Consider the following 25,224-nt stretch of genomic DNA (forward strand, 5'->3'; position numbering starts at 1 on the left):
AGAATCAGACAATTATAGGTTGTCCGCTTAAAAATAGGTTTATGAAATTGATTAATTCACTCATTCGTCAGAAGTCTGACATCTTTATTTTACTCTAAGTTTTTGAAAACACAAGAAAAAAAGCCGCCAAAATTTAAGGACGACTTTTTACACTTTTGTGAATGAGTCTATAAGGCTCGAATTCTATTAAGCTCGGGGATGAAATTTTGTATAGACATCCATGATTCTTGATTTTGAAACATTAGTATATATTTGCGTTGTGGAAATATCGGCATGCCCTAACATCTCTTGAACCGACCTTAAATCGGCACCATTCTCAAGCAGATGGGTGGCAAAGGAATGGCGCAGGGTATGAGGAGTGAGTTCTTTATCAATGCCCGCCTCACGTGCCAGTTTTTTTAATATCTTCCAAAAACCCTGTCTTGTTAAACGATGCCCTTGATGATTTAAGAAAAATGCATCATCCTTGTGCTTCTCCGTAACAAAATGAGATCTGCCGTTTTCTAAATATTGCTTAACTGCAGTTAAGGCTGTTTTTCCAATCGGAATGATTCGCTCCCTGTTTCCTGTTCCAATACAACGTATAAACCCAAGTGTTAAATGGACATCGTCTTTTTCCAAAGCTATTAATTCACTTACCCGTATTCCTGTTGCATATAAGATCTCCAACATGGCCTTGTCCCTTAAACCAAAGTGATCATTTGCGATGGGTGCATTTAACAGTTGCTCTACTTCTAGTAAGCTCAAAACCTTTGGCAGTGCTCTTTCTAATTTAGGTGATTCAATTAAAACAGAAGGATCCCCCTCTGCTGCCTTTTCCCTTAGTAAGAACTGATGAAACGCTCGAATAGAGGCAATATGTCTTGCCAAGGTTTTTGAGGACTTTCCCTGGTCCTTTAAAAAATTTAAAAAGTGGATAATATGAATACGCTGAATCTCATTAAAGGACTGAATTACTTCCACACTTTTTAAATAATGAAGGTAGCTTTTTAAATCTCGTTCATACGAAATAATCGTATTCTTAGCCAACCCTTTTTCTACTATTAAATAATCCAAAAAAGCTTTTAATTGGTTTTCCATTACGATTACTCCCCATTTAAATAAAACAACTTCAGCCGGTCTAACACCGATGAACGGTCTTCTTTCACCACATTTGAAACCTTTAACGCAGACCCTTCCGGCATATCATAGCGATGATAATTTTGATATTCTTCAGATACCCACATGATACCATAATAAAAGAGAATCGTGCACCCGGTGAAAATGATAAACACCTTTACTGTTTGGAATGCCACTTTAAAAAAAGAGACCATCTAACATCCTCCAATACTAATTTCTATTAAAAGGTATGCCAAAATGGACAAAATATATACCTGCTTCCTTAAGTTAACATAAAAGAAAAAAGTCCTTTCAATGAAAGAGACTTTTGGTTTCATATTATTCGGTTTCCTCTTCTTTATCCTTATCCAGGCAGCGATGACAGATCCCATGAAAGGTTAGGCGATGGTCTTTTATTTTAAAGTTCCATCTGCTCTCCACAACGGCTTCTACATCTTCTAGTAAATCCTCCTGAATTTCATCAACAGCACCGCATTCAATACAAACAAGATGATGGTGAAAATGGGCTGCACCTTCCTGACGAAGATCATAACGTGAGACTCCATCACCAAAATTTATTTTATCGACAATTTTTAATTCCGTTAGCAATTCCAATGTTCGGTAAACAGTTGCTAAACCAATTTCAGGCGATTTTTCTTTTACGAGGAGGTACACATCTTCTGCACTTAAATGATCCTCTTCATTTTCTAACAAAACTCGAACGGTTGCTTCACGCTGGGGAGTTAATTTATAACTCGCTGAATGCAACTGTTTCTTAATTCTCTCAATTCTAGTTTCCATCCTGAAGGCCCTCCCTCGCCACTGTTAACTCTCATTATAACAGATGGAGAAAGAGATTCAAAATAAAATTATTATAAATAAGATTCGATAATCATTACCAAATAATAATTATTTTAGTGCCACTGAACTTATGATACTTTTCATTAACCATGGAGACAAATACGCTTCTACTCCTGAAGCAGCAGAAATAAATAGTACAGCAGCAATTAAGGACACAATGTAACGTTTAAAAAAAGGCATGATTGGCGAAGCATATTTCTTCATAAATTGCCGTTTAATCATCCTCATTGAAAAAATGACTGAGAATGCTGCCATCAATATAAACACAGGAATAATAATTAGATTCTGCGGAAGTATGGACGCAAATGCTAACAAAAAGCCTTTCCAGCCCATTTGACTAACTAAGAATCCCACTGTAAAACCCACAACCATTCCTTTAAGGAATAGGAGAATTAATATAATTGGAAGGCCAATAATGGAGATTCCTAGAATCCACATAAGACCAATAAATTTACTGTTGTGTAAAAAGCTTTGCATAAATAAATCGTTGTCGTCTGTTACCGTTCCATCGGAAACTTGGCCAAAGAATTGCGATAAATAATAGAATAAATCTTCCTTTTGGGTAATGCTCATGCTATTGACGACTATTGCCCCAAAAATTACTCCCATTAAAAATAAAACCACAATAAATAAAAAGATTGAGGAATGTTCACGAAAATAACTGGCGGCATCTGACTGGTACAATCGTTTTTTCATTTTTAATTTCCTCCTACTACAAAGGTCGATTAGTACAGTCTATGCTAGACTAGTTTTTCTATGACGAAATTTACTAGATTTATCTATCCGGTTGATGACATTTTAACCATAAAAAACCGGCAGTTACTGGCTGCCGGGGAATTTAATCTGCAATTTTTCCATACTTGCCGCCGCCTCCGGCAGCAAGATTAATGCTTCCTTCTCTTGCTTTTAGAATGAGCTCCGCAATTTTAGCGGGAACCACTTCAGTTAATGCATCATATGGAACCTCATGTAAAATGGCCATTTCACTGCCAAAATGATTGACCAGCTTTTCCAACAGGCGCGGGCCTAATCCAGGAATGAATTCCAGCGGCACTTGATGGACGTATGGCGGACGCCCAAGCGGACTGGCATCTGCCGTCTTCAACTCTAGGATTCGGTCTGCCACACCTTTAATAATTTTATTTTTTCCGCAAAGATTACATATTTGATCGTCAGGGGTTAGTGGATTTAAACATTCTGCACAGACGGTTTTATGATACTTACCCAATAAAGGATCGAGACCATAATTGGCAATGATATGGCGGCCGTCTTCCCCTTTTAATGCTTTATGTAATTCTAAAAAAGTTGGCTCTTTCATGGCTATCACTTGATATTCTCGAGCAATTTTTGCCAGTGAGTGGGCATCAGAGTTGGTTACAAACGTATATTTGTGAAGCTCTCCTAATTGGTCTGCCATATGTGTATCAGAGCTTAATCCAAGTTCAATTCCATCAATTAAATTTGGATCTAAAACCTCGCTCAGCGACTTCTTTACCCCTTTGCCATATAAACTTTTGAAAGGAGTAAACACGTGGGCTGGAATAAAAATGCCCCCTAGGTCTTTAACCTTTTTTTGTAATACGAGACCTGTTACGTAGATTCGCTGAGAACTTAGTTGAATATTTTTCAAATGGGCTGAAAGCCAGGAAGAAAATTCCCGCATGATCGTAAGGTTAGGAAAAAACGTAAGCAGGTGAATGGGACCATTTGATTGTTCATCGTAAATCTCCAATTCAGAGCCGGGAATAACCGTTAAATCTCCGAAAACCAAACCACCATCTGGATGTTCGCTGATTTCTCCGCTTTGAATTAGACTCTCCATTTCCAAGATCACTTCCGGTGAATGACTGTCAATGATTCCTATCATATTCAGTCCCTTTTCATGCCTGGCATGTTCAATAATATTGGTAAATGTCAGCGATTTCGCACCAGTTATTTTAACCGGTTTTCCTGTCCAGGTCCGGCCAATATGAATGTGTAAATCCACATAATAACGGTTCATTTATGTTTCAACGCCTCTTGTAATTGTAAGTACTGTACAGCAAAAATGGTTTTTGCGTCAAAAATCTTTTGTTCTGTAATATAAGATTGGGCTTCTTCTAGAGTTAATTCTTCTAGATTAACAAACTCATCTTCGTCAAGACCTGCTGCATCCACTTTTTTAGTAAGCCCTTTTGCGAAATATACGTGGACGATTTCATCCGCAAACCCCGGGGATGTATAGAAGGATGTTACCAGTTCCAAGCTGCTGCATTCATAACCGGTTTCCTCTTCTAGTTCTCTCCGGGCACAATATTCAGGATTTTCACCCTTTTCTAGCTTGCCAGCTGGTATTTCTACAATCGTTCTTTCTAATGCCTTTCGATATTGTTCCACCATAACAACCTTATTTTCATCCGTAACGGCTATAATAGCCACCGCTCCCGGGTGTTTAATGATTTCCCGCTTTGACTGTTTTCCATTTGGCAGCTCGACATCCTGTACATGAAGGCTGATAATCCTTCCCGAAAATATTTCCTCACTTTTTATGGTTTTCTCAGTAAGATTGTCCATTAAAGTCAACTCCTGTTCTATTCCGTAAAGACATACGTATACATTTTACCATACTTTAATTGGAGGGGTATGGTCATGAAGGTGTATACCCATAAGCAGGGAATTACTCTTGTTGGCAAAGCTTGGGAAATCATGCAGAAGTTGAAAGAATATAACAAGGATTATATTTTCATCTCTGAATGGATTAAAGATGTAACACAAAAAAAGTAGCTTCCATTTGTAGTCTGCCCAATTGTTTATTAATATTGAAGGAAAGTAGCAGGGAGGTTTTAACATGAAGAAAAGAAAACTGGGTCATTCCGATTTGTACGTTACAGAACTCGGACTCGGCTGCATGTCGATCGGAACAGAGGAGAAAACGGCAAGATCGATCATCGAGGCAGCACTTGAGGAAGGGATTAATTATTTTGATACTGCTGATCTCTATGACTTGGGTGAAAATGAAAAAATCGTGGGACAGTCATTAAAAGCGGTCCGGGAAAATGTCATCCTGGCAACCAAGGTAGGAAACCGCTGGAAACCTGATCAATCCGGCTGGACTTGGGATGCTTCAAAAGCCTATATAAAGGAAGAAGTAAAAAATAGTTTAAAACGCCTTGGGACGGACTATATCGATTTATATCAACTCCACGGCGGAACAATTGAAGACCCGATTGAAGAAACGATTGAAGCGTTTGAAGAATTAAAGGCGGAAGGATTTATTCGCTATTATGGCATCTCCTCCATTCGCCCTAATGTCATCCGTGAATATATTAACAAATCTAGTATGGTCTCGGTAATGATGCAATACAGCATTTTAGATCGGCGACCAGAAGAAGAAGCTTTACCACTTTTACATGAACATGGGATCAGCGTTGTGACACGCGGGCCGCTTGCTAAAGGCCTTCTAACTGATAAACTGCTGAGCAAAGCATCTGAAAAAGGCTATCTTGATTACAGTTATCAGGAATTAAATGAAATTTTGCCTCTTTTGAAAGAGAAACTTGCGCATGATCGGCCGTTTACAGAGGTTGCACTTCAATATAATTTAGCAAACCCTGCTGTGGCTTCGGTTATTGCTGGAGCGAGCAGCCCTGAACAGATTAAGCGTAATGCTGCGGCGGTAAGAAGTACTCCGCTGACCGAAGAAGAAGTGTTGGTCATTAAAGACTTAACAAAGCCAAGTATTTATAAGGAACACAGATAAAAGGAGAGCCTTAATCTCTCCTTTTTATTTGAACTCTTTCCAATTCATGCCACTTTCGTTTAGTAGCTCTGCAAAAGATTTATTCTTTTCTTTTAATCTTCGTTCTTCTCGTTTTCTTTGTTCTTCTGCTTCTTTTTTTCTATTTTCTTCAGCCTTTAGCTGATCTTGCTGCTCTTTAAGCTGCTTCATTAAGTCCGGATTAATCAAATCTTTGAGCGTTACTGCGGTGTCTTCCTTTTTTGGTTTAGATTGATTGGTTTGTCTTTTTTGTTTTTTCATTCTAAACTCCTCCATATTAAAATCTTATCCTATTATACCATTTCTTAAAACGCTGCTGAAATTAAAAAACAGACTGTGCCCGTGAGTGCACTGAAGGAAGTCCCTTAAATGGTTTATTAAGAATCTTAAAGTAACAACAAAAAGGTATAATCCCTCTTAAATGATGAGAAATTATACCTTTTTTAATTTAGACTAGGTAAAAGAACTCTGTTGATTGGAGCGGAAGGCAGCGAAGACTCCTGCGGGAGTACGGGACAGGGGAGACCCCGCAGGCGCTAAAGCGCCGAGGAGGCTCCCCGGCACGCCCGCGGAAAGCGAAGCCGCCTGGATCGGAAATCAACAGACAAATTGCAGATGGTTTTTCAGTGCCAAGTGCCCGTCAGACTGTTTTTACCATTAATAAGCATCCAATCTAACATTTTGGTCGACACTTAATAGGGCCTCTGTTGACTTAACAACTTCTTCAACTGTATAGCCGCTGGCCACTTCTACAAGTCTTAACCCTGAATCGGTCACGTCCATTACCGCTCGCTCGGTGATAATCCGATTCACAACCCCTTGTCCGGTTAACGGCAATGTACATTGTTTTAATATCTTTGATTCACCTTTTTTGTTGACATGCTCCATAATAACAATGATTTTCTGAGCCCCATGGACAAGGTCCATGGCGCCGCCCATTCCTTTAATCATTTTTCCTGGAATCATCCAGTTGGCCAAATCCCCTGTTTCCGAAACTTCCATTCCTCCGAGGATCGCCAAATCGACATGCCCCCCACGAATCATGGCGAATGATTCCGCACTATCAAAATAGGCTGCCCCATTAATGGCCGTGACTGTTTCTTTCCCTGCATTAATTAAATCAGGATCCACTTCTTTTTCATGCGGATATGGGCCTATTCCGAGAAGACCATTTTCTGATTGCAAAACAACCTGTTTATTATCTGTTATATAATTGGCAACGAGGGTGGGCATACCAATACCAAGGTTTACATAGTAACCATTCTCTATTTCCTTTTCTGCCCTGATTGCAATTCTTTCTCTAACACTGACTTTATCATTTGCCATCGCTTTTACTCCCTTCCCCCACTCTATTTTTTTACGGTTAATTTTTCTATCCGTTTTTCTTGTTTCCCCTCAATAATGGTTTGAACATAAATGCTTGGTGTATGAATAAAATTAGGATCTAGTTCACCTATTTCATAAAGCGCTTCCACTTCTGCAATGGTTACTTTCCCAGCAGCAGCAATCATCGGGTTAAAGTTTCTGGCAGTTTTATGGTAAACGAGATTTCCCATCTTATCTCCTTTCCATGCCCTTACAAGACTAAAATCAGCTGTGAGAGCTTCCTCTAATAGATATTCACGGCCATTAAATATCTTTGTTTCTTTCCCCTCTGCAATAGGTGTCCCAACCCCTGCTGGAGTATAAAAGGCTGGAATCCCGGCACCACCGGCCCGGATTTTTTCTGCTAGTGTTCCTTGGGGCGTTAATTCCACTTCCAATTCTCCCGTTAATACCTGTCTTTCAAACTCTTTATTTTCCCCAACATAGGAACCTATCATTTTTTTTATCTGTTTATTGTTTAATAGAAGACCCAAGCCCCATTCATCAATTCCGCAGTTATTTGAAATAACGGTTAAATCCTTTACTCCTTTTTCAGCTAAAGCTAATATCAGGTTTTCTGGAATACCGCATAACCCAAATCCGCCAACCATCAATGTTGCCCCATCCTGGATATCGGCAACTGCCTCCTGGAAGGAAGTACAAATTTTCTTCATCCTTTCTATCTCCCCTTTAATTAATGTTTCACTGCCGCATTACAATCCGTTGATTTTTACTATTTCTACTTATCCGGTAGAAATTCCTCTAATTTTGTCAAAATTCCATTAACTCTTGCTTTTCAGAAATTAACACCACTACAATGAAGGTATGAACATGGGAGGGGGAAAATGATGTTACATTTACCTAAAAAAGTGACGATTATTGAAGTTGGTCCACGCGATGGTCTTCAAAACGAGAAGCTATTAGTCCCAACTGATATCAAAAAAAATTTTATTACCAGTTTAAGGAATGCCGGACTTAAGGAAATGGAGCTGACGTCGTTCGTGTCACCAAAATGGGTGCCGCAAATGGGAGATGCTGCTGAAATCACAGCCGATTGTCTTGATGAAAAAACGAGAAATATCGTCCTTGCCCCTAATCGTAGAGGAATTGATCGGGTTTATTCGACCAATTGCCAAACAGTTGCCGTATTTGTCGGTGTCAGCAATAGCTTTAATATCAAGAACATCAATAAAACAACGCGAGACAGTATGGCAGAATTAAAGCCCATTATCCGTGAATTAAAAGAAAAGAATTATTTTGTCCGGGCCTGTATTTCTACGGCCTTCTATTGTCCTTATGAAGGAAAAGTAAGCGAGAAAGATACGTTAGATCTCTGTCGTGAATTTGTTCTTGCTGGAGTTGATGAATTAAGTGTCGCCGACACGATTGGTATGGCAGCCCCAAATGAATCCTTTTCTCTGTTTACCCAATTAAAGACTCAATTTCATGAAAGCCTTATTACGGCCCATTTTCACGATACGCGCAAGCTTGCCCTTGCTAATATTCTCGCTGCCCTCCAAGCGGGAATTGATCGCTTTGATACATCTGCCGGAGGCCTTGGCGGCTGCCCGTTTGCTCCCGGCGCCGCAGGAAACGCCGCTACCGAGGATGTTGTTTACATGCTGGAAAGAATGGGAATTGCAACAGGCGTTGATTTGGATAAATTAATGGAAGCTATTGAAGTTGTCATCCCTTATCTTTCAAGGAAAATCGACACCGGCTATTACCGCCTTCATGCCCAAACGGTTTAACTTAACTTCTTATGAATAATCAGTCTCCTCATCAACCATCATAATAATTGAGACTACTAGGAAGGGAGACTGAATATGAGCCAGAAACGGGAAAAAGGAAACAGTCAAAGCGGCAAAAATTATGCGGACACTGCAGGAGGCGGCAAACGAATGATTGCTGCTGAAGAACTCGAAAAAGCCCTCCACCCAACAAAAAGACAAAACTCAGAGCAATAAGAAACGCGGAAGCGCCTTGAACAGGGGCGACAGGCATAAGACGAGCCGGCGAGAAGGCTGTTCTTTAGCCTTCTTGAAGGATTGGCTTATGACCCCGAGCCCCTAGGCGCTGGAGCTAGACATAGAGAAAAGCGGAAGCGCCTATATTTAAAGCCGCTCTTTGGTGTCAGCGGCTTTTTTTATGCTAAAATTAAATTTGTTAATTTATGGGCTACGTGTAGTTTTCTTACATATTTTATTCTAAACTTTATTTCTGTGGGAGGTGCCAATATGAAAAAGGCATTCCGGGCTTTGTTTATTGTGTTATTTTTCTGGGTATCTCTCGGTTTGTATTTTACAAACCGTCTGATGTATATGAAAAAGAAGGACGAGGAATTAATCCTTAGGCGCGAAAAAGAAGCAGGCAGGTATAATCCTGAGAAATTTGAGTCGCTTCCAAAGCGGGACGTGGACATCCCTTCTCCATTTGGCTATATCATTAAAGCACTGCTTGTTGAACCACACCAGACGAATCGGTATGTGATCATTTCTCATGGTGTGACGGAAAATAAAATTAACTCGATTAAATATGCAAATCTTTTCTTAGAGCGCGGCTTTAATACCTTAATTTATGACCATCGCCGTCACGGACAATCGGGTGGAAAAACAACGAGTTTTGGCCACTATGAAAAGTTCGATTTAAAAACTGTTGTTGATTGGCTGAAGCAGGAGATCGGTCCCAAGCTTGAACTCGGGATTCACGGGGAATCAATGGGTGCTGCTACCATGCTTTTGTATGCGGGACTATTAGAAGATGGGGCTGATTTTTACATTGCGGATTGTCCCTTCTCTGATTTCAAGCAACAGCTTGCCTATCTTATAAAAAAGGACTTTAAGCTCATCCCTGGTCTTTTACTGCCTATCGGTGATGCACTTTTACGCTTGCGCGATAAATATTCGATACAACATGTTTCTCCCATTTCGGTTATTGAAAATATTAAACATCCGGTGTTGTTTATCCATAGCAAAAAAGACGATTTTATTCTTCCTTCCATGTCAAAGGATTTATTTGAACAAAAAAAAGGGCCAAAAATGCTTTATATTGCCGAGAATGGACGTCATGCCCAGTCTTTCAATGAAAATCGCTCCGATTATGAACGAGCCATTGATGAATTTTTACAAAAGTACGTGGATCAACCACTGCCCAGTTAATAGCTACTAGTTAAATGGGCGGCTTGCCTCTAAGCCGCTCTTTATTTATAGATCGGTCAACCGGATATCTGCAATATCTGCCAGTGGTATCCGGTGCACTTCCTCAAAACGGTCCACCACGTGAAGCTTTTGCGTTAATTCATCCCAATAATGGATTTTACCAATAACCATTTCATAGTTTTGATTTCGATAATGAGTAATCGTAACAAATTGGTTAAACTCAATTGCTTCGGACAAGGTTTCGTTCATTCGCTCCAGCTGCTGCTCATCCATTTCCTTTTTCTGTTCGTATCGATCTTCCTTTACCCAGTCCCTAAGCAATTTGACGTGTTCAGGCAGCATCATGGACGTCCATTTGATTTTCCCACGGTCACGAATCATAGGTATTTCCTTCTTTCATTACATTTTATGTCCCCCAACCAATGTCGCGCGGTGTTTAGCGGTTCCCGCAGATGTATAAGAAACAGCCCGCAGTAAAGAACCTGACCCAAAACGTCTGCGGATCGAATCCACTACATACCCAAGCTCTCGTCGCTTGGACGCACCCATGTCAAACAAATCAAGCTGAAGTTCCCAATCGTCAACAATATTTCCAATTGCGATTGAAATTTGCCGTACCGTTTTTCCACTATAATGTTCATTAAATAATTCGAGGCAGATACGATAAAGTTCCATTGTTACATTTGTTGGCTGTTTGATCGTTCGAGAACGATGAAATCCGCCGCCAAATTCATCTTGACTATACCCCACTCCGAGACTAATCGTTCTTCCTGCTTTCCGATGGGTGCGTGCTCTTCGGGCAACCTCTTCACATATTTCTAACATGACAGCCTTAATCTCCTCTACCTCTTTATAATCCCTTAACAAAATTTGACTCTTCCCAAAGCTGATTTGTCCTTGGATAATGGGCGCTCCTAAATCGGATAGATCTACCCCCCAAGCATGATAATAAAGCTGGTTTCCCATAATCCCGAATTTCTTTTCCAGCTTTTCTAAATCATAACGAGCCAATTGGCCAACAGTAAAAATACCCATGCTATTTAATGTTTTTTCGACACGTCTGCCGATTCCCCACATTTCTCGCAGGGGTGAGACATTCCAAAGTTTGGCTTGAACATCTTCATATGTCCATTCCGCCACCCCTTTTTTCTTGGCATCAAGGTCAAGGCAAAGCTTTGCTAATAACATATTAGGTCCAATACCAACGGCGCATGGCAGCTGAAATTCCCGCTCAATATCCTTCTTTACTTTTTCGGCAATGGTACAGGCATCCCCCCACAGTTGCGCAGCACCATCCACTTTAATAAAGCTTTCATCGACACTATAGACATGGATGGCTTCCTTTGGAACATAGCGGTTAAATACACGGGTAATTTCAGTTGAAATCCGTAAATAAGTAGCCATTTTGGGTTCGACAATTTTAATCCTGGGGTCATCTGGTATTTCAAACAAACGTGAACCGGTTTTAATTCCAAATTCCTTTTTTAAGCGCGGTGAAGCGGCAAGCACGATGCTCCCCTGGCGCTTTTTCTCACCTACAACGGCCAAATAGCAATTCAAAGGGTCAAGACCTTCCATAACAGCGGAACAGCTTGCATAAAAACTCTTCATGTCCACACATAAAATTTTACTTTTCGGCATCGCGCTGTAATCAATCATGACTTTTCCCTCACAATTTAAATTATCGAACGTTTGTTCTTTAGTCTATTCACATTTTAAGCGAATATGCGTTCGTATTCAATGGAAATTTTTGAGCGGTCTCCAATGGAGAAAAAACGTTATAATGATGGTGAGGTGTCGTGATGGATAAAAAACTAGTCGTCAAAATGATTAAAAATTGTTTTAAACAATACTACGAAACAGATTCTCTGCCAGTAAGCGAACAGGATTTAGCACAATTAACGAATCGGATTCTTGAATGGAAAAAGGGAGAGCCCACAGCGGATTTATATGAGGTTGTAAATGATGTCGTCTATGAATTTTTGACCAATTAAAGGAACAAAAGCGCAAGCGCCTTGAACAGCCCCGACAAGCATAAGACGCTCTGGGAAGGAAGGCGCTCTTTGCCTTCCTTCCCAGAGTGGCTTATGACCTCGAGGGGCTAGGCGCTGGAGCCAGACGTCGACAGTCCTTATATTAACAGTTATCCACAAGCGAAAATTTTATAATTTCTTAAACGAATAAAAAGCCTCTGAAAAAGAGGCTTAAATCATTTTAATAATTGGCTGTTTATCTTGAATGTTGATTTCCGCTCCAGGCGGCTTCGCTCCAATCAACAGGCTAAAAATTAACAATAACCTTTAACACAGCCTAATAATTAAGAAAGAATTTCACGAATATCTTCCTCGGTTAAAAGGGAAGTTTGCTGATCATCAGAAGAATGAATAATTTCTTCAATCAGGTGTCGCTTTTTATCCTGAAGCTCACTGATTTTCTCTTCAATCGTCCCGCGAGTAACAAGTTTAATCACCTGGACTACATTTTTTTGACCAATGCGATGAGCCCGGTCCGCTGCTTGGTCCTCCACTGCAGGATTCCACCAAATATCATACAGAATGACCGTATCAGCTCCAGTCAAATTGAGGCCTGTCCCGCCGGCTTTTAACGAAATCAAGAAAAAGTCACGTTCACCTTCATTAAAACGACGGCAGATTTCCACTCTTTCTTGAGCAGGCGTTTGACCATCCAGGTAGAAAAAAGGAAGTCCCATCATGGCTAAATTTCTACCGATTAACTCAAGCATTTTGGTAAACTGTGAAAAAATCAGGACCCTGCGCCCAGACATCCTCGACTCTTCAACCATTCTAAGGAGCATGTCCAATTTTGCAGACCCCCCTTTATAACCATCAACAAACAAGCCTGGGTGACAGCAAATCTGCCGCAAACGGGTTAGACCAGCGAGAATTTTTATCCGATTTTTCCGAATCGTCTCCTTATCAAGATGCTTCAACGTATCCTCCCTTAATTTTGCCAAATAAGCTGCATACAGCTTCTTTTGGTCCGGCAAAAGCTCTGCCATTTCTAGGGATTCTACCTTTTCGGGAAGCTCTGCCGCTACATCCTCCTTCATCCTGCGCAGCAAAAAGGGACGTACTCTACGGGCAATTTTTTTCTTAGTAAGATGGCTAAACTCTCTTAATCCCTTAAATAATTCTGGAAAAACAACATGAAAAATCGACCACAATTCTTCGGGTGCATTCTCTACCGGTGTGCCGGTGAGAGCGAAGCGATAATCGGACCTAAGCCTTTTTACACTCCTTGCCGTTTGCGTGATCGGGTTTTTAAAGGCCTGCGCCTCATCAAAAAAGATGGTATGAAAGGGTTGTTTCTCATACCACTGAATATCCCGCCTTAGCAGTGGATAGGAGGTAATAAGCACATCTAATTCCATAGCCTCTCTCTGAATTTTATCCCTTTCCCGCTGATTACCATCCACTACAACGGATTGTAGTTCGGGAGCAAATTTCATTATTTCATTTAACCAGTTATAGGATAAAGAAGAAGGACAAACGATAAGAACCGGCTGTTTTCGATCTCGAATAGAGGTAAGCTCCGATAAAATAAACGTTATGCTCTGCAAGGTTTTCCCCAGTCCCATATCATCCGCAAGAATTCCGCCAAAGCCATAATGGGCAAGGGTCTTCATCCATCGATAACCGTATTTTTGATAGTCACGCAGAATAGACTCCAAACTTACCGGCACCTCAAAGCTTAGACTGCTGGGATTTCTTAATGTTTCAAGAAACTGTTGAAAGGAGTCCTCCAGCCTTAGCACCTTACTGTCATCCACCGAGTCGAACAACGAGAGCCCCTGCATGATGGAAACCTCAAAGATGTTTTCAATCTCATCCCTCTGGACAGGAAGTTCTGTTAAGAAACGCTGAATTTCTTCAAACTCTCTTGTCTCTAACGAGAGAAGACTGCCGCTCGGCAGACGGTAATATTTACGCTTTTCTTCTAATGCTATTAATACCTCTTTGATTTGCTGCTGAGAAATGCCATCGAGCTCGAATTTAAATTCCAGCCAGTTCGTTCGTTCCTTTTTCAAGCTTACCCTGAGAGCCGGGGGGGCCGGTCCTCTAAAGATTCGATTTCTTACTGCAGTCGTTGCATAGATTTGTACCTGCTTTTGCAGTTTGGGGACAACATGGTAAAGAAATTCATATTCTAGTTCTTCATTGTGTAAAAAATACCCGCTGTCTGTTTTAACAAAAGAGCTTTCCTCCATTACTTCTAAAATTTGCTCTTCCTTTTCTTTATCCCTGATTATCCGAACGCCGGCAAAGACAGTGTTATCTTCCAAAGGGTTGATCACTAGATTTTCATAATGAAACTCCAGCCCGGCCAGAAGCCGATTTTTTACCCGATCTAGGTATAGTTTTGCTGTCAACGGCGTTTTCATAAACTTTCTGGCAAGGACAGTTGATAACTGGACATGACCTAATCTTCTCAGCCCTGGAACTACCTTTTCGAAAAAGGGCGCTATTTGCTGTTGGTCAATAAAGATTTGGTTCGTTCCTGAAATATCCAGCATCCGTTTAATCTCTTCCAAATGCTGACAATCCTCAGCGTTTAGGTTAATTATTTTACCGGCAGACACAACTGAACCATAGGCAGTCAAGACAACCATACGCGACAGCCCTTTTACCTTTAACCAATAACCAGTGGTTTCAGCCTCCAGAAATTCAAACTGTAAGGGCGGTAGTTCTTCTGTCATTTGTAGAGGATTAAAAGTAAACCCTTCATGTTCCAACTTTACGAGAGGCGCCCTCGTTAACAGAGTTTGCAGCTGCTTCCAAGAAGACGGTGGAATCGGCAGCAGGTCTGTGTTGTTAAACACGGAAGAATCAGCGCCGTCATGGATTAGCTGAATGAGATGCTGAATAACTGAATCTGCCTCTGATTGAAAACAATGCAGGCTCGGATCATACAAAAATAAGCTAGAAAGCTGGTATGAATGACCAGATTGGACTCCTTCAAGGAAGCTCCTGATATGCTGCACTTTCGTCTGTTCAATGAACATCTCCATTCCAAGTGAAGGATATCCCATATTATCCATAGTAGGTTTAATCATAAACTCCAAATTAAGAACGGCTCTATTTTCAAAATGACGCTGATGACCGCTCGGTCGTTTTTGTTTGCTTCCAAAGAGATTCAGCATACCTGCAGCCAATTCTTCTCGTTTAACTGGGGCTGAACTGACCGGACTTGTTCCTTTGATTTGAAAATCATGAACGGCTAACAAAACGGCGGCAATATGCTGACAATCCTTTTGAAAAGAGGCAAGTTTAGGGCAGCTGCATCTAGAAAGAAACTGCTCATCGTTTTCCTTTTCAATCACCACGGAAAAATTCTCTGTTCCGGAGACGATTGCTTTATACCGCTCAGGTCCAAATTGTTCAAATAATACTTTATTAGAGCGGAAAAATGCCTCACCTCTTTTAAAGGAGACAGTCCCGCATAATTCTTTAATCATTTTTTGATTTATTTTAATACTCAAATCCCTGACTCCTTCCCGAAGACAGTCCTATCTATCTAAGAATTAATCCATTATACCATTTCTAAAAAAGAGAAATGAAAAAGCTGCCTTCTTTTAAAAAGGCAGCTTTTTCCAACTCTCTATTTAGAATTAAGTACTCGTTTTCCGATTCGCTCAAACAGCCGAGGAAAGAGGACATAAACAACACTTCCCATATTCATCCAGCGCGGAAGATTAATTTCCCTTGTTTTAGTCAGCATGCTATCAACTACTTTTTGAGCCACATACTCAGGCTCCAGCATGAACTTCTGCACATTTTTTACGTAAGTGCCTTGTTCATCAGCAATATTAAAAAAGTTAGTCGCAATCGGTCCGGGGTTGACAGAGGTCACTTGGACATGATAATCATCAAGTTCCATTCTAAGAGCATTTGTATAGCCGAGAACCGCATGCTTTGTAGCCGAATAAACACTCGACTTTGGCGTCGCGAGCTTGCCTGCCTGAGAGGCAATATTAATAATATGACCAACCTCGCGTTCCCGCATCTTTGGCAAGACCATGCTGGTGCATGCCATCAGACCAATGACATTAACATTAAACATCCCTTTTATTTCGTCCATCGTGGCTTCATGGGCCTCACGAAATACCCCAAATCCCGCATTATTAACGAGAATATCAATGTGGCCTATTTGTTCAAAGATTTGTTCAAAGACCTTTTTAACTTGGTCTGTATCAGAGACATCAAGCTGGAACACATCAACTCGGATGTGATGGTGCTCCATTAAGTTTATTTGCAGCTGCTCGAGTTTATCGACACTCCGTGCCAACAGGACAAGATTAGCACCGCTCTCCGCACAAAGCTTGGCAATTTCTGCACCAATTCCGCCGGAAGCACCTGTAATGACAATATTTTTACCTTTCAATCGTTCCCTCACCATTTTAACACCCCATCAGAGTTACAGCCCTAACTATCTAAACCCTTGCTTGATAGAAAATAGGCTTACTAGTACTACTAATAATTTCCCCGATAGATGATAAATAGTCAAGCTGGGCTACACTTTCCGATATCGTTAACAACAATTCACGCTGATAGACCGTTGGAAAAAGACGTTTACAGATTTCAAATGCCGTGAGCGGTTCTTCCTTTAGCCAGCTATACACTGTCATTGCACGTTCATGCTGCCGGGTAAGTCTTTTTTCAATCAGCTCAGCTAAATGAGTGACCTCTTCCCCATGCCCCGTATAGACACATTGAATCGGGTAAGATAATAGTTTTTCCATAGAATCATTATGCTGCAGCTGCGGTTTCGGCCTTTCCGTTTCCCCAGGCACGGGAGGCTCTAGTAAGGGATTAGGTGAAATATGAGCTAAAATCAAATCACCCGCAATTAGAATTCCATCCTTTTCGCGAAAGAGCGCAATTTGACTTTGGGCATGGCCTGGTGTTTCGATTACCTTCCAGTCACTAAGTCCAATAGGGTTCATTCCCTCGACTAAAGTCCCTGTTAACGAGCGGTTACACGAATATTTAAATGGGGTTCGAAGCCTAGATAAGAAAGGAAAATATTCTTCGGGCAAACCAAACTCCCTAAAACTTACTTTAAAGAATTCTTCCTGTAATTGAAAAAATTCTTCTGTGGGATGGATCCATCTTTCGTTAAAAGGATGACCGTATACCTCTAGCGAATCCGAAAAAAAATCAAGCATCCCAACATGATCAGGATGATGATGGGTAAGAACAACTTGCTCAATATCCTGTGGGCTTAAATCTAATTCAGCCAACTGTTCTGTAAAGGAACTCCAGCACTCATCTGTTTTTACTCCGGCATCCACTAGGGTTAAGCGCTCGCCCTTTATCAAATAGACATTAACATCGCCCACGGGAAACGGCGTTGGCAGTGTCATTTTCGCGATTCCATCTTTCCATTCTGTCATTGAAAGAACTCCTTACCTTTACTAAAAGAATGTATTTTTAAATTTAGTTGATAGCTTAAAGTTTAGCCACTTTTTTATTTATTGTCATGTTTAAAGACTCTTTTTTGGAAAAAATAAAAAATTCTTATAATTACTCTCTTGACAAACTGTCTGTCTTCAAGCATAATCACTTCATTTAAATAGGAGGAGTAACAATGAAAAAGATTGCAATTATAGGTGCTGGTTCAATGGCTGAAGCTTTCATTTCAGGCATACTAGAGAATAAATTAATAGATAGACAACACATTTGGGTGACGAATCATGGTAACAAAGAAAGATTAGCTCTTCTTGAGGAACAATATGGCATCTCTAGTACGTATGAGTTGAGTACTCTTTTTAAAGGGGCAGATATCGTTATGCTTGCGATGAAGCCAAAGGATGCCGATACCGCGATTAACCATATTCATGAACATTTAACAGAGAATATGCTGATTGTTTCCGTTCTCGCAGGTGTATCGATCAACACAATTGAAACATTAGCAAGAAAGCCCCTTTCAATAGCCCGGTCAATGCCTAACACATCGGCAGCAGTTGGAAAATCAGCGACGGCTATCGCCGTAAACGAACGGGTAACAACGGAGCAATTAAAAACCATAAAGATGCTTTTTGAGACAGTTGGTTTGGCAAAATTCGTTGAGGAGGAACAGCTTGATGCTGTGACAGGATTGTCGGGAAGTGGTCCAGCCTACATTTATTATCTTATCGAAGCAATGGAAAATAGTGCAGATGTGATTGGTCTTGATAAGCAAATTGCTCAGGAACTGATTGTTCAAACCCTTATCGGGGCTGCTGAAATGGTGAAAAACTCCTCTAAATCGCCTGAACAGCTGCGCAGGGAGGTAACTAGTCCTGGTGGAACAACGGAAGCAGGGATCCGTGTTCTGGAGGAATATGGAGTACAGCAAGCATTTATATCTTGTATCAAGGCCGCTAGTGCCCAATCAAAATTAATGGGTAAAAGCTTAAGTTCAGAACTAAATGTAAGTAAACACCTATAAATTGTATAGATATTCAACGAATGGAAAGCCACTTCGGCCTGCTCAGAAACTAAGCAAAGGACTGGAGAAATGGAAAACATCTTAATTATTTTGTTCACCATCGGGATTCTCGTTTGGATTGTTTTTCTACTAGATGCAGTCCTCGGATTTCGAAACTTCGATTCTTTGGAATTGGAAGATGGTCTTGATTCCGGGCCGCTGCTCTCTGTCATTGTAGCAGCAAGAAATGAAGAAAAACAAATCGAAGAGAGTATCCTAAGTCAGTTAAAGCAAACCTATAAAAATGTTGAGTGGATTCTCGTAAATGACCGCTCTACAGATGCGACTGGATCCATCATGGACAGATTAGCAAGAGAAGACTCCCGAATCAGGGTCCTACATATTAAGGAATTGCCTCTTGGCTGGCTTGGCAAAAACCACGCCTTATATAAGGGGACACTGCAGGCTTCCGGCGAATGGATTTTGTTTACAGATGCCGATGTACGATATGGGAGCGAGGCATTTGCAAAAGCATTGCATTATTTTGTGAAGCATCAATTAGACCATCTAACAGCAGCACCTAATTTAAAAGCCAACCATTTCTGGCTGAAATCATTTGTTGCCTTTTTTTTATTCGGATTTTCCTATTTTAAACGGCCTTGGATGGCCAATAATCCAAAATCCAAAATTGGAACAGGGATTGGTGCCTTCAACTTAGTATCCAAAAGGGCATATGAAGCATTCGGAACACATAAAAAATTAAGAATGAGGCCCGATGATGACCTGCAGCTGGGGATGAAAATGAAAAGAGCTGGATACCGCCAAAAGATTGTTTCGGCATTACGGCTGATGGAAGTGGAATGGTATGGAAGTCTTAAAGAAGCATTTGTCGGCTTGGAAAAAAACACGTTTGCTGGTTTAAATTATCGAATTAGCATGGTGTTTTTTTCTATTTTCGGTGTCTTTATAACCAATGTCCTTCCCTTTTTCACCATCTTTGCAGAAAATAAAACCATTGTCCTGCTAAGTCTGGGGAACATTGTTACCAGTGGCATTCTTTATTTTATTGTCATCAAGAAAATGACTGTTTTTTCCCCAGCCTTGTTTCTAGTTCTACCAATCACTGCTTTACTCTTTATTTATTCGATTATCCGAGCCAGTTTTCTTACATTTAAACGTGGAGGCATCGTCTGGCGTGGGACAACTTATAAGTTAAGTGAGCTGAGAGAAAAGGATTAAGAGTAGAATTCCACAAATTCTCTAGTCCATTTGCTATACATAACAGGTTGTCATTTGGACTAGAAGATATCGCTTATACACAAAAAGCACTTACCAATCACCGATGGTAAGTGGTAAGTGCTTTTATTACCTAAGTGGAATGTTGAATTCTTTAAAATCCTCAGCAATAACCGTTTGCGGAAAAATTTCTTGTGCTTCGCCCACAAGTTCAAGCCATGCCTGCCGATCATAGCGGGAACTTATATGGGTGAGGCACAATTGTTGACAGGAAGCTTGTTTAGCAATCTCTGCTGCCTGCCTTGTGGTCGAATGAAAATAATCAAAGGCAAGCTGCTCCTCGCCTTTTGCAAAGGTAGCTTCATGTACTAAGAAATCCGCATCCTGAGCTAGCCAGCGTGAATTTTCACAATATCGGGTGTCTCCAAGTATGGTGACAATCCGTCCCTTTTGGGAAGGACCAAGAAACTTGTCCGGTTCGATCACCCTGCCGTCTTCAAGTGTGACAATTTCACCATTTTTTATTTTTCTAAAAATAGGTCCTGGCTGTACCCCTGCTTCCTTCAGTTTGTCGGCAAGAAGGGTACCCGGTCTGTCTCTCTCGACAATCCTGTAGCCGTAGGAAGGAATTCCGTGGTCTAACCGCCGTGCCTCCACTTTAAATTGCTCATCCTCAAAGATAATACCTTCGGAAATTTCAGTTACCGTTAATGGGTATTTTAAATACGTTTGACTTAACGAGAGACTAACCTGAAGGTATTCCTTAATGCCTTTTGGTCCGTAGACGGTTACGCCTGTCTCTCCACCTTGAAAGGAGCGGCTTGATAACAGCCCTGGCAGCCCGTAGATATGATCACCATGGAGGTGGGTAATAAATATTTTTTCGATCCGCCGTGGTTTGATGGATGTATGTAATATTTGATGCTGCGTTGCTTCGCCTGCGTCAAAAAGCCATACCGCCCCTCGTTCTTCAAGTAATTTGAGGGCAATAGACGTAACATTTCGTAGCTTTGCCGGCATCCCGGCGCCTGTTCCTAAGAAAAATAGATCCAAATAGAAGGCTCCTCTCTTCTCCGTTTTTTCTTATGAATAACTATATCACAAACTTTTTTCTTATGCTCAACCTGCTCAAGTTCTACAACTAAATTAAAATTTTTTGTTACATGCAATTCAATATATTTGCGAAACCTAAAGAAAACAGATAAATTAAATAAAAGTAAAAAATACATAACTAGGCTATTAGAAAAGAGGTTACATAACGTGGAGCAAAACATGACATCGTTAATAATGATATTTGGAGCAACTGGAGATTTGGCTAAACGAAAATTATTTCCTTCGCTTTACCGCTTATTTTCACGGAATAAACTAGACAAGTTTGCCGTGATTGGAGTTGCAAGAAGGTCCCTTTCTAATGATGATTTTCAAGCATCTGTAAAGGAATCCGTGATCTCATCTTTAGGAAACAAAGAAGATCTTGACCAATTTGTTTCCCATTTCTATTATCAATCACATGATGTAGCGGATTCCAGTTCTTATGTATCATTAAGAAATTTTGCTGATCAAATTGATGCAGATTATGAGCTGGAGGGAAATCGAATCTTTTACTTGGCAATGGCTCCGGAATTTTTTGGTCCGATTGCCCTGCATTTAAAATCCGATGGCCTCACCGATGTTAAAGGATATAAACGGCTTGTCATTGAGAAACCATTTGGTCACGACTTAGAATCGGCTAAGAAGTTAAACCAACAGATTAGAAGTGCCTTTTCTGAAAAAGAGGTATACCGAATTGATCACTATTTAGGAAAAGAAATGGTTCGAAACATCGAGGTCATTCGTTTTGCCAACGCAATTTTTGAACCACTTTGGAATAACCGATATATTTCTAATATACAAATAACATCAAGTGAAACACTTGGGGTTGAAGAGCGCGGCCGTTACTATGAAACAAGCGGCGCTCTTCGGGATATGCTGCAAAATCATATGATGCAAATGGTAGCCTTGCTTGCAATGGAGCCGCCAATTAGTCTGACCACAGACGAAGTAAGATCGGAAAAGGTTAGAGTGTTTAGGTCCCTAAGATCTGTCGAGGGTGAGGAAGTAAAACAATATTTTGTCCGCGGTCAATATGGTGAAGGAATGGTTGAAGATGTTACTGTTCCTAAATACCGTGATGAAGCAATGGTTGATCAAGAATCCAATACGGAGACCTTTGTGGCTGGAAAGATTATGATTGATAACTTCCGCTGGGCAGGTGTACCATTTTATATTCGTACCGGCAAAAGAATGGCCACAAAATCAACCAAAATTGTCGTCCAATTTAAAGACATTCCAATGAATTTATATTACCAAACAGAAAAAATGTTAAATCCAAACTTGCTTGTTATCCACATTCAGCCTGAAGAAGGAATAACACTGCATCTAAACGCTAAGAAAGCGGGCGGACACCTTGATGCTCAAGAAGTAAAATTAAGCTTTGCCAATACAGGCATACATGCCATGAATACTCCTGAAGGGTATGAGAAACTCTTATACGATTGTATGAGAGGGGATGCTACCAATTTCACGCATTGGGATGAAGTAGCGTACTCTTGGGCTTTTGTAGATAAGATTTCAGCTGTATGGGAGAAAACGAAAGCAGCATTTCCTAATTATGAATCCGGAACAATGGGTCCTAAGGCAGCAGATGAACTTCTCGAAAAAGACGGCTTCTTCTGGTGGCCTATGGCTGAATTAGAGGTTGATATCTGTAAGTAAGACAAGCGGAACCGCCTTTTATCTAGTTGACAAGTAACTAAAAAGCTCCCTTTGTTTAACAAAGTGGAGCTTTTTAGTGTTCATCCTTGTTTTTATCGGGAAACGAGCGTAAAAAATCTTTATTAAAGCTTGTCCCAGTTCCAACATTTTCAGCTTGTACATCATTATGGGAGCCTGCCGTTTCAATAATATTTTTCCCATACTTTTCACGGAGGCTGGAAAGGGTTTTTAAGAGCGGCTCTTTTTTAGCATCTTTTTCGAACGAAAATAAATCCAGCTGTTTAAAAGCATGGTCCTGTTCTACTAAATCATTCCCAGTTATCCCTAATAATCGTACAGGGTCGCCATTCCAAGCCTTTAAAAAAAGCTGTTTCGCAAATAACGAAATATCTTCTTTATGATTAATCGGGTTCAGCAGTTTCATACTTTTGGTAATGGTCTTCCGATCTTTATAACGGATTGTAATTGCCAAAGCAGTTGTCATAACTGTTTTACGCTTTATTCTGGTCGACACGGTTTCGGCCAATCCATCGAGCACCTGGAACAGTTCTTGTTGATTGCTAATATCTCTTGGGAGGGTAGTTGAATTTCCGATACTTTTAAATTCCGATACAGATTCAGGGTCCACAGGCCGAGAGTCAATACCGTTTGCTCGATCTTTAATGCGCATCCCATTAATTCCGAGAAGTGACTTCAATTGGATTTCATTTCCTTTAGCTAAGTCTCCAATCGATTGAATTCCAATTGTTTGTAATTTTTCAGCAGTCTTTTTCCCTATCCCATGCATTTCATTCGTATTTAAGGGCCACAGGACGGCAGGAATATCGCGTTTCCGCAGGATCGTTATTCCCAGCGGCTTTTTCATATCAGAAGCCGTTTTGGCTAAAAACTTATTTGGAGCAATCCCAATACTGCACGGTAAATCCAATTGATTTAGGAGTCTGTTTTGGATACTTTCAGCAATCTCAATTGGACTCCCTAAGGAAAAGCTTTCAGTTATATCCATATATCCTTCATCAATCGAAACAGGTTCGACTAGTTCGGTATATTGTCTAAGTATTTCAAACATAGCAGTCGAGGCAGAACGGTATCGGTCAAAACTCGGTTTCATCACCACTAGCTGCGGACAAAGTTTTTTTGCTTCCCAAAGCGGCATGGTCGTTTTTACACCAAACTTCCTCGCTTCATAGCTGCAGGTCACAATAATTCCGCGTCGCTCCTCAACATTTCCCGCAATGGCAAGCGGTTTTCCCTTCAGTTCAGGGTTATAAGCCATTTCAACAGAAGCGTAAAAACAATTCATGTCTACATGTAAAATCACTCGTCCATTTTTCGGATACATTTCCTTCATACCGAACACACCCTTAAAACATTTGTTCTACTTTATTATAACAAAAAAGGAGGCCATTTGGCGCTCCTTCCGAAGAGAGTTGGTTATTGATTGGTTACTTCATCGATAATGGCAAGGGTCATCTCTGCAAGCTTATACAATTCTACAACCGGCATACGCTCGTTTGTGGTATGAATTTCTTCATATCCTACAGCTAAGTTTACAGTCGGAATATTGAACCCATTAAATACATTGGCGTCACTGCCTCCACCGCTATGCTGAAGTTCACAGCTGCGGCCAATCTTTGCTGCGGCCTTGCGGGCAATTTCTACAACTTGGTCGCCTTCGCCAAATTTAAACCCAGGATACATAACTTCTACTTCAACTTCTGCCCTGCCTCCCATTTGTTCGGCAACTGTTTCAAAAGCATCCTTCATTTTGTTAACTTGGGCCTGCATTTTTTCAGGAATGAGTGAGCGAGCTTCCGCTAAGATATCAACGCGGTCGGCAACGATATTAGTAGCTTGTCCGCCTTCAAAACGGCCAATATTAGCGGTCGTTTCATGATCGATTCTGCCTAATGGCATTTTCGCAATAGATTTGGCAGCGATGGTAATCGCAGATACTCCCTTTTCAGGTGCGACACCAGCATGGGCTGTTTTGCCATAGATGATTGCTTTTACCTTTGCTTGTGTTGGTGCGGCAACAACCACGTTACCCACTAAGCCATCACTATCAAGGGCATAGCCATATTTTGCTTTTATTAATGATGGATCAATTGCTTTGGCACCATGTAAACCAGACTCTTCACCGACAGAGATGACAAATTGAATTAATCCATGTGGAAGGTTTTGTTCTTTAAGCAGACGAATGGTTTCCAGCATCACGGCTATACCTGTTTTATCATCGGCACCAAGAATCGTTGTACCATCTGTTACAACATAGCCGTCCTTTATGGAAGGTTTAACACCCTTAGCAGGGGTTACAGTATCCATATGACAGGAGAAATAAAGAGGATCTACTCCTTCTTTTACAGCAGGCAATGTACAAATTAAGTTACCTGCGCCATGCCCCGTTATAGCAGTTGTATCATCTTCAAAAACTTCGAGACCTAATTCGGTAAATTTTTGTTTTAACACCTTCGCAATCTCTGTCTCAAACTTAGTTTCTGAATCAATTTGGACAAGTTCTAAAAATTCATTCAAAAGACGTTCCTGATTAACCATTTATGACCC

The 25,224-nt window shown here is 40.7% G+C and carries 26 protein-coding genes; 9 read left to right on the forward strand and 17 right to left on the reverse strand.

What is annotated here, in order from left to right; translation table 11 throughout:
* Positions 1-186: 186 nt before the first annotated feature.
* From xerD to L1999_RS20965, 6 genes are all read right to left on the reverse strand, one after another.
* The gene (gene xerD / locus L1999_RS20940) at positions 187-1,080 is read right to left on the reverse strand and encodes a site-specific tyrosine recombinase XerD (RefSeq protein WP_235740339.1); all 894 of its coding nucleotides are present in this window, start codon (positions 1,078-1,080) and stop codon (positions 187-189) included.
* A gap of 5 nt (positions 1,081-1,085) precedes the next feature.
* Positions 1,086-1,313: a YqzK family protein gene (locus tag L1999_RS20945; protein ID WP_235740340.1), complete on the reverse strand. Its 228-nt coding sequence runs from the start codon at positions 1,311-1,313 to the stop codon at positions 1,086-1,088.
* Between the two features lie 124 nt (positions 1,314-1,437).
* On the reverse strand, positions 1,438-1,899 hold the full coding sequence (locus tag L1999_RS20950) for a ferric iron uptake transcriptional regulator (protein WP_235740341.1): 462 nt from the start codon (positions 1,897-1,899) through the stop codon (positions 1,438-1,440).
* Positions 1,900-2,007: 108 nt separating this feature from the next.
* Positions 2,008-2,655 (reverse strand): stage II sporulation protein M, encoded by a 648-nt coding sequence (gene spoIIM, locus L1999_RS20955; RefSeq protein ID WP_235740342.1) that lies wholly within the window; start codon positions 2,653-2,655, stop codon positions 2,008-2,010.
* Between the two features lie 142 nt (positions 2,656-2,797).
* Positions 2,798-3,961: an endonuclease Q family protein gene (locus L1999_RS20960; protein ID WP_235740343.1), complete on the reverse strand. Its 1,164-nt coding sequence runs from the start codon at positions 3,959-3,961 to the stop codon at positions 2,798-2,800.
* The gene (locus tag L1999_RS20965) at positions 3,958-4,512 is read right to left on the reverse strand and encodes an NUDIX hydrolase (protein ID WP_235740344.1); all 555 of its coding nucleotides are present in this window, start codon (positions 4,510-4,512) and stop codon (positions 3,958-3,960) included. Before L1999_RS20965 ends, L1999_RS20960 begins: the two co-directional genes overlap by 4 nt.
* Positions 4,513-4,587: 75 nt before the next feature.
* Between L1999_RS20965 and mciZ the strand changes: the two genes are divergently transcribed.
* Positions 4,588-4,722 carry a Z-ring formation inhibitor MciZ gene (gene mciZ, locus L1999_RS20970; protein ID WP_235740345.1) on the forward strand — a complete coding sequence of 45 codons (135 nt, stop codon included), beginning with the start codon at positions 4,588-4,590 and terminating at the stop codon, positions 4,720-4,722.
* Between the two features lie 64 nt (positions 4,723-4,786).
* On the forward strand, positions 4,787-5,698 hold the full coding sequence (locus tag L1999_RS20975) for an aldo/keto reductase (RefSeq protein ID WP_235740346.1): 912 nt from the start codon (positions 4,787-4,789) through the stop codon (positions 5,696-5,698).
* 24 nt (positions 5,699-5,722) lie between these two features.
* Here L1999_RS20975 and L1999_RS20980 read toward each other — a convergent pair whose 3' ends face one another.
* The 3 genes from L1999_RS20980 to L1999_RS20990 all read right to left on the reverse strand — a co-directional run bounded on the left by L1999_RS20980 (position 5,723) and on the right by L1999_RS20990 (position 7,755).
* A complete protein-coding gene (locus L1999_RS20980; RefSeq protein ID WP_235740347.1) occupies positions 5,723-5,977 on the reverse strand; it encodes a YqkE family protein in 255 nt (84 codons plus the stop codon).
* 396 nt (positions 5,978-6,373) lie between these two features.
* A complete protein-coding gene (locus L1999_RS20985; RefSeq protein WP_235740348.1) occupies positions 6,374-7,042 on the reverse strand; it encodes a CoA transferase subunit B in 669 nt (222 codons plus the stop codon).
* A 23-nt stretch (positions 7,043-7,065) separates the two neighbouring features.
* The gene (locus L1999_RS20990; RefSeq protein ID WP_235740349.1) at positions 7,066-7,755 is read right to left on the reverse strand and encodes a CoA transferase subunit A; all 690 of its coding nucleotides are present in this window, start codon (positions 7,753-7,755) and stop codon (positions 7,066-7,068) included.
* A 171-nt stretch (positions 7,756-7,926) separates the two neighbouring features.
* On the opposite strand from L1999_RS20990, the gene L1999_RS20995 reads away from it, so the two are divergent.
* The 3 genes from L1999_RS20995 to L1999_RS21005 all read left to right on the forward strand — a co-directional run bounded on the left by L1999_RS20995 (position 7,927) and on the right by L1999_RS21005 (position 10,239).
* Positions 7,927-8,832, forward strand: a complete 906-nt coding sequence (locus L1999_RS20995; protein ID WP_235740350.1) for a hydroxymethylglutaryl-CoA lyase — start codon at positions 7,927-7,929, stop codon at positions 8,830-8,832.
* 75 nt (positions 8,833-8,907) lie between these two features.
* On the forward strand, positions 8,908-9,048 hold the full coding sequence (locus L1999_RS21000; RefSeq protein ID WP_176541399.1) for a hypothetical protein: 141 nt from the start codon (positions 8,908-8,910) through the stop codon (positions 9,046-9,048).
* Positions 9,049-9,318: 270 nt separating this feature from the next.
* Positions 9,319-10,239, forward strand: coding sequence for an alpha/beta hydrolase (locus tag L1999_RS21005; protein WP_235740351.1), 921 nt, complete (start codon positions 9,319-9,321; stop codon positions 10,237-10,239).
* A gap of 45 nt (positions 10,240-10,284) precedes the next feature.
* On the opposite strand, the gene L1999_RS21010 is transcribed toward L1999_RS21005, so the two are convergent.
* Both L1999_RS21010 and L1999_RS21015 read right to left on the reverse strand, forming a co-directional pair.
* A complete protein-coding gene (locus tag L1999_RS21010; RefSeq protein WP_235740352.1) occupies positions 10,285-10,620 on the reverse strand; it encodes a YolD-like family protein in 336 nt (111 codons plus the stop codon).
* Between the two features lie 18 nt (positions 10,621-10,638).
* Entirely contained in the window at positions 10,639-11,898 is a 1,260-nt protein-coding gene (locus tag L1999_RS21015; RefSeq protein ID WP_235740353.1) for a Y-family DNA polymerase, read from the reverse strand.
* A gap of 143 nt (positions 11,899-12,041) precedes the next feature.
* Here L1999_RS21015 and L1999_RS21020 point away from each other — a divergent pair, with 143 nt between their 5' ends.
* Positions 12,042-12,233, forward strand: a complete 192-nt coding sequence (locus L1999_RS21020) for a YqzH family protein (RefSeq protein ID WP_235740354.1) — start codon at positions 12,042-12,044, stop codon at positions 12,231-12,233.
* A 323-nt stretch (positions 12,234-12,556) separates the two neighbouring features.
* Here the strand turns inward: L1999_RS21020 and L1999_RS21025 are convergent, their stop codons facing one another.
* The 3 genes from L1999_RS21025 to L1999_RS21035 form a co-directional block, all read right to left on the reverse strand.
* On the reverse strand, positions 12,557-15,739 hold the full coding sequence (locus L1999_RS21025; RefSeq protein ID WP_235740355.1) for a DEAD/DEAH box helicase: 3,183 nt from the start codon (positions 15,737-15,739) through the stop codon (positions 12,557-12,559).
* A gap of 119 nt (positions 15,740-15,858) precedes the next feature.
* Positions 15,859-16,656, reverse strand: coding sequence for an SDR family NAD(P)-dependent oxidoreductase (locus tag L1999_RS21030; RefSeq protein ID WP_235740356.1), 798 nt, complete (start codon positions 16,654-16,656; stop codon positions 15,859-15,861).
* 34 nt (positions 16,657-16,690) lie between these two features.
* The gene (locus L1999_RS21035) at positions 16,691-17,653 is read right to left on the reverse strand and encodes an MBL fold metallo-hydrolase (RefSeq protein ID WP_235740357.1); all 963 of its coding nucleotides are present in this window, start codon (positions 17,651-17,653) and stop codon (positions 16,691-16,693) included.
* Positions 17,654-17,847: 194 nt separating this feature from the next.
* Between L1999_RS21035 and proC the strand changes: the two genes are divergently transcribed.
* Together proC and L1999_RS21045 are read left to right on the forward strand one after the other, a co-directional pair.
* Positions 17,848-18,690 carry a pyrroline-5-carboxylate reductase gene (proC, locus tag L1999_RS21040; protein ID WP_235740358.1) on the forward strand — a complete coding sequence of 281 codons (843 nt, stop codon included), beginning with the start codon at positions 17,848-17,850 and terminating at the stop codon, positions 18,688-18,690.
* A 69-nt stretch (positions 18,691-18,759) separates the two neighbouring features.
* Entirely contained in the window at positions 18,760-19,908 is a 1,149-nt protein-coding gene (locus tag L1999_RS21045; RefSeq protein ID WP_235740359.1) for a glycosyltransferase family 2 protein, read from the forward strand.
* Between the two features lie 126 nt (positions 19,909-20,034).
* Here the strand turns inward: L1999_RS21045 and rnz are convergent, their stop codons facing one another.
* A complete protein-coding gene (gene rnz / locus L1999_RS21050) occupies positions 20,035-20,958 on the reverse strand; it encodes a ribonuclease Z (RefSeq protein WP_215043325.1) in 924 nt (307 codons plus the stop codon).
* Positions 20,959-21,192: 234 nt separating this feature from the next.
* On the opposite strand from rnz, the gene zwf reads away from it, so the two are divergent.
* A complete protein-coding gene (gene zwf / locus L1999_RS21055) occupies positions 21,193-22,659 on the forward strand; it encodes a glucose-6-phosphate dehydrogenase (RefSeq protein ID WP_235744416.1) in 1,467 nt (488 codons plus the stop codon).
* A gap of 73 nt (positions 22,660-22,732) precedes the next feature.
* Here zwf and L1999_RS21060 read toward each other — a convergent pair whose 3' ends face one another.
* Together L1999_RS21060 and L1999_RS21065 are read right to left on the reverse strand one after the other, a co-directional pair.
* Positions 22,733-24,010 carry a DNA polymerase IV gene (locus tag L1999_RS21060; protein ID WP_235740360.1) on the reverse strand — a complete coding sequence of 426 codons (1,278 nt, stop codon included), beginning with the start codon at positions 24,008-24,010 and terminating at the stop codon, positions 22,733-22,735.
* An 83-nt stretch (positions 24,011-24,093) separates the two neighbouring features.
* The gene (locus L1999_RS21065) at positions 24,094-25,215 is read right to left on the reverse strand and encodes a tripeptidase T (RefSeq protein ID WP_235740361.1); all 1,122 of its coding nucleotides are present in this window, start codon (positions 25,213-25,215) and stop codon (positions 24,094-24,096) included.
* Positions 25,216-25,224 lie beyond the last annotated feature (9 nt).

The sequence above is a fragment of the Neobacillus drentensis genome (genome assembly GCF_021560175.1).
Classification (GTDB): Bacteria; Bacillota; Bacilli; order Bacillales; family Cytobacillaceae; genus Neobacillus; species Neobacillus drentensis_A.